General features: G+C 72.3%; 3 protein-coding genes and 1 pseudogene. 1 reads left to right on the top strand and 3 read right to left on the bottom strand.

From position 1 onward, the window contains the following. From HY68_RS23010 to HY68_RS23000, 3 genes and pseudogenes are all read right to left on the bottom strand, one after another. Positions 1–1,307, bottom strand: a pseudogene (locus HY68_RS23010) (hypothetical protein); the annotation flags it as partial. An 85-nt stretch (positions 1,308–1,392) separates the two neighbouring features. Next, positions 1,393–2,304 carry a hypothetical protein gene (locus tag HY68_RS23005; protein WP_041991769.1) on the bottom strand — a complete coding sequence of 304 codons (912 nt, stop codon included), beginning with the start codon at positions 2,302–2,304 and terminating at the stop codon, positions 1,393–1,395. Positions 2,305–2,389: 85 nt separating this feature from the next. After that, complete coding sequence (locus HY68_RS23000; protein ID WP_041991767.1) at positions 2,390–3,934, bottom strand: hypothetical protein; 1,545 nt, start codon at positions 3,932–3,934, stop codon at positions 2,390–2,392. Between the two features lie 241 nt (positions 3,935–4,175). Here HY68_RS23000 and HY68_RS22995 point away from each other — a divergent pair. Then, positions 4,176–4,600, top strand: a 425-nt coding sequence (locus HY68_RS22995; RefSeq protein ID WP_041996865.1) for a 5-oxoprolinase subunit PxpA, incomplete at its 3' end; no start/stop codon positions are given.

Raw genomic sequence — 4,600 nt, 5'->3', positions numbered from 1 at the left:
GCGGCGTCGCGCTCGGCCTCGCGGATCGCGACGGCGACCCGCGCCGAACGGTCGGCGGCGGCGCGGTGGCGCAGCACGTTCTCCGCCGCCTGCCAGGCCGAGTGGAGCGTACGGGCGTCGGTCAGCTCGCGCCGCTGGGCGGCGGCGCGCTTCTCGGCCACGGTGAGCGCGAGGGAGGCGTGCCGGTAGGCCAGTTCGGCGGCGATCAGGGAGCTGTGGGCGCGGCCCTGCTGGGCCTCGGTCACCGTGTGGGCCGCCGCTGTGACCCGCTGGGCCAGCTCCCCCGTACGGCCGCGCTCCTCGGTGGCGCGGGCGGCGATGCGGCGCACCAGCGTACGGGCCCTGCGCTCGGCGCCCGCGTGCACGTCACGGGCGTGGGACCTGGTCTCGGCCGCTTCGACGATACGGCCGAGCAGGTCGACGGAGCCCGCTGTGAAGTCGCGCTCGGCGGTCAGTTCGGCGCGCCGGCCGAGCTTGTTGCCGAAGCCTCCGACGAGGTCGGCGAGCCCGTCGGTGTCGCGGGTGTCGGTGACGGCGCGCAGCAGCAGGTCGGTGAAGTCGCTGTCCTTCTTGACGGCGAAGAGTCCGGCCGCCTCACCCTCGTCGGCGTTCATCTCCCGCTGGTAGCGGAAGAGTTCCGGGTCGAGGCCGAGGTCGCCGAGATGTTCGTTCCAGCGGTCGTGGATCTCTTCCCAGTGGATGTCGAGATGCGGGTAGACCTTGCCCGCCTCGGTGATGGAGTCGCGGAAGCCCTTCATCGTGCGGCGCCTGCCGCGCGCTCCTGACGCGCCTTCGGGTGACCGGTGCACGGCGGACGATTCGGCGACGGGCAGCGAGTCGAGGCTCAGTCCGGGGCCGGGCCGGAAGGAGTACCAGGCCTCGGCGAACTTCCGCGGGTCGTTGGAGACCTGACGGCCGCGCCACTCGCTGGCCTTGCCGACCACGACGAGTTCGCCGGTGAGGGTGTGCTGCCACTCCAGCGCCACATGACCGCAGTCGTCGGCGAGGAGGAACTTGCGCAGCACCCCGGAGCTGGCGCCGCCGAGGGTGTTGCGGTGGCCCGGCAGCATCACCGAGAAGATCAGCTTGAGCAGGACGGACTTGCCGCCGCCGTTCTCCAGGAAGAGCACGCCCGCGGGGGCGGGTCTGCGGGGCGGGCCGACCGGTTCGTCCTCGAAGAACTCCGCCTGGGTGGGCGCGGGGTTGGGCACGGGCGCGCCCACCCCGCGCAGGTCGAGCACGGTGTCGGCGTAGCGCGCACCGGCAGGCCCGATGGAGTAGAGGCGGACCCGGGACAGCTCGTACATGGCGGACTCTCGTCGTGGGGAAGAGCGGCGGAAGGAAGGGCGGCAGCGGTGCGACCGGGGCCCGGAGCGGGGATCCGGGCCCGGGTCAGGAGTGGAACGGCAGTCCCGCGTCGGCGACCAGGTCGAGGTCGTCGTCGCCGGAGGGTGGCAGCAGGGTGGCGGACCCGTCGGTCACCGGCACGACGCCCAGATCGAGCAGTTCGGCCATGGCCGCGTGGCCCGCCATGTCGCGTACCTGGAGCTGGTAGCGGGCGGTGGTGCGGTACGAGCCGCCCGCGTCGTCGCCGGTGCGCTGGAGGAAGCCCGATTCGGTGAGGAAGGCGACCGCCTTGCCGACGATGCCGGTGGTCGAACCGGCGAGCCTGCGGGCGTCCTTCGTCGCGCCCGTGGCACTGCGCCGGGTGTAGATGCGCCAGGACGCCTCAAGACCGGGGGTGTCGGTCTGCGGGTCGGTGTTCTCGCCCTGCTCCTCGGCCCGTTCCTCCAGACGGCGGCAGGCCTGCCGGACGAACGCGTCGACCCCGTTGACGGTGATCCGGCCGATGTAGCCGTCGTCGGCGAGGTCTTCCGGGCGGGGGAAGGCCATGGCGGCGACGGCGAGATGGGCCAGGCCGTGCAGGAACCGGTCGGCGGAGTCGGTGGAGGCGCGGCGGGCGTAGTCGCCCATACGGACGGCGAAGACGGAGTCCTCGCCCGCGGTCACGGCCATCCCGGCGCGCGGGGAGACCTCCAGGACGACGAGGCCGAATCCGGTGGCGACGGCGTCGGCGATCCGGGCGAAGGCGGGGTCTTCGCGGTAGCGGCGCAGCAGTTCGGTGTATTCGGCGTCGCGGGCCGGCAGCAGTTTGGGCTGCAGGCCGAAGGAGACGAGTCGCGCGGCGTCGGCCGTGTCGGCGGGCGTGACGGCGGCGCTCACGGCCGGGGCCGCGGCGGCGTCGGAGCTGTCGCCGCCGGGGACGCCCCATGCCGCCGCGTGCTCTGTGTGGTGCTCGCTCACGGGCGTTGCTCCTTACGGCCTGGGGTGGCGGACGGTGCGATGGCGGACGGTGCGGGGAAAGGTGGGACCGACGGGCGGTTGGTGGTCATGCCGCGTCCGTACGGTCCGCGGCCATGCCGGCCGCGTCGAGGAGCGCCGTGCCCACTATCAGGTCGGCGCCGCCGAACTCGGGGTCGTCCAGCGGGGTGCCGTCGTCGACGGCGAACAACAGCCGCTTCTCGCCCTGCCGGTAGGCGGTGCCGACAGGCGGGCTCGCCGCGTGGACGGCGAGCAGCGCCACCAGATACGGCAGGTCGGGGTCGTGTCTGCGGGCCTCGGCGAGCAACCCGGACAGCCGTCGTGGCGCGTCGTGTTCGAGATCGAGCAGTTCCATCGCGTGCGCCAGCTGCTCCTCGCTGAAGCGGCTGTCGTCCGGGGTGGCGATGAGATCGGGTTCGGGCATCTCGGCGCCGAGGTGTTCGCGCTCAAGCGGCGGGGTGAGCAGGATGTCGATCAGGTCGCCGACGCGGACGGACGTGGGCGTACGTAGTCCGGTGCCACGGGCGAAGAACGCGTCCGTGACTCTCGTCGCCTGTTCGACGGGGAGCGGCAGCAGCGGGGCGAGCAACTGCCCGTACAGATCGAGGCCGGTGCGGGCGCTCGGCCCGGCGAAGGACTGCCGGTCCTGCTCGGCGCGGAACAGCGGACCGGCCTCCAGCAGCCGGGACTGGAGCTGGGTGTGCCGGCGGATGCAGTCCTTGACGATGTCGACCAGCTCGGCGGCGCGCCGCTTGTGCTCGGCCGTCTTGGGGTCGGCGCCGGTCTCGGCCTCGTCGCGCGCCTTGCGGATGTTGTTCAGGATCGCGTTCTCGTGGCGGTACCGGTCGGCGACATGGTCCAGGGCTTCGTCGATCATGTCCGGGACGGCGTTGAGCCAGTCGACCGCGCGGACGTTGCGGCGGGTCGCGTCGAGCGTCCTGCGCAGCGTCTCCGCGTACTGGACGGTGCGGTACCTGGCCTGTTCCGCGGCGAGTTGCGCGTCGGCGAGACGGCCCCGGTTGATCAGCACCTCCAGCTTGACCTCGGCGGCGATCTGCGCGCTCGTGACGTCCGTGTCGAGGGCGCCGACCAGCACGTTGACCGCTTCGTCGGTGGTGCGCAGATAGACGCTGCCGCCGTCGCCCGGCACTTCCTCGATGAGTTTGAAGTCGTAGTCCCTGCGGGTGTAGACGCCGTCCGTGCCGAACGTGCCGTAGACCGCGCGGAAGCCCCGGTCGACGCTGCCCACGTTGATGAGATTCTCCAGCACCCAGCGGGCCACCCGCTCATGCTCGGCCTGCGGGCGCCGGGGGGCCTGGGCCGCCACGCGCGGCAGCAGTCTGGCCACTATCTGCTCATGGTCCGCGCCGGTGTCGAAGTCCATGTTGAGCGTGACCAGGTCGATGGCGGAGAGGGCGACCTCGGCCATCGCGTAGATGGAGTACTCACCGGCCAGATTGGCCTTGCGGGTGTCCAGGTCGTGCAGCGGGGCTGTGCAGGCGAGCGCGCGCAGCCGCCGCGCGAGCCCTTCGTCGGCGGCCGGGCCCTGTGCGGGCCGCGGCCCCGCGCTGAGCTGGGGCGGAACGGGTTCCGTCGAGGCAGGCGAAGTCACGCTGAACAGATTAGGTCCTCGCACTGACAACGGTCGAAACGGCGCAGAAGCGACCGGAGTCGGCGACGCGCCGCAGCGGGGAGGCCACGAGGTGGCGGGCGAACCGCCGTACGACGGTCGCACCGCGCGTCAGTTCGCCCGTTTCGCCGTGCCGGCGCGGCCGAGCGGTGCGCTGTTGTCTGGGATCGTTCCTGGGATCGTTCAACGAACCTCTCATGTGTGCCTGTCGGAAGGTGACTCCATGTCCTGGGCGTCCATCGATCTCAACGCCGACCTCGGCGAGGGCTTCGGCCGCTGGAAGCTGACCGAGGACGAGGCGCTGCTCTCCGTGGTCACCAGCGCCAATGTGGCGTGCGGCTTCCACGCCGGCGACCCGGCCACCATGCGACGCGTCTGTTCCTGGGCGGCCGAGCGGGGCGTACGGATCGGCGCCCAGGTCTCGTACCGCGATCTCGCCGGATTCGGCCGGCGCTCCATGGACGTGCCGCCGGACGAGCTGGCCGCCGAGGTCGCCTACCAGATCGGCGCGTTGGAGGTGTTCGCCAAGGCGGCGGGCGCCGGCGTCGGTTACGTCAAGCCGCACGGCGCGCTCTACAACCGCGCGGTGCACGACGAGGAGCAGGCCGAGGCGGTCGTCGCCGGTGTGCTGCTGGCCGGCGGGCGGCT

It is taken from the genome of Streptomyces sp. AcH 505, assembly GCF_000818175.1.
Classification (GTDB): domain Bacteria; phylum Actinomycetota; class Actinomycetes; order Streptomycetales; family Streptomycetaceae; genus Streptomyces.
This window is presented reverse-complemented; position numbering and strand designations above follow the sequence as displayed.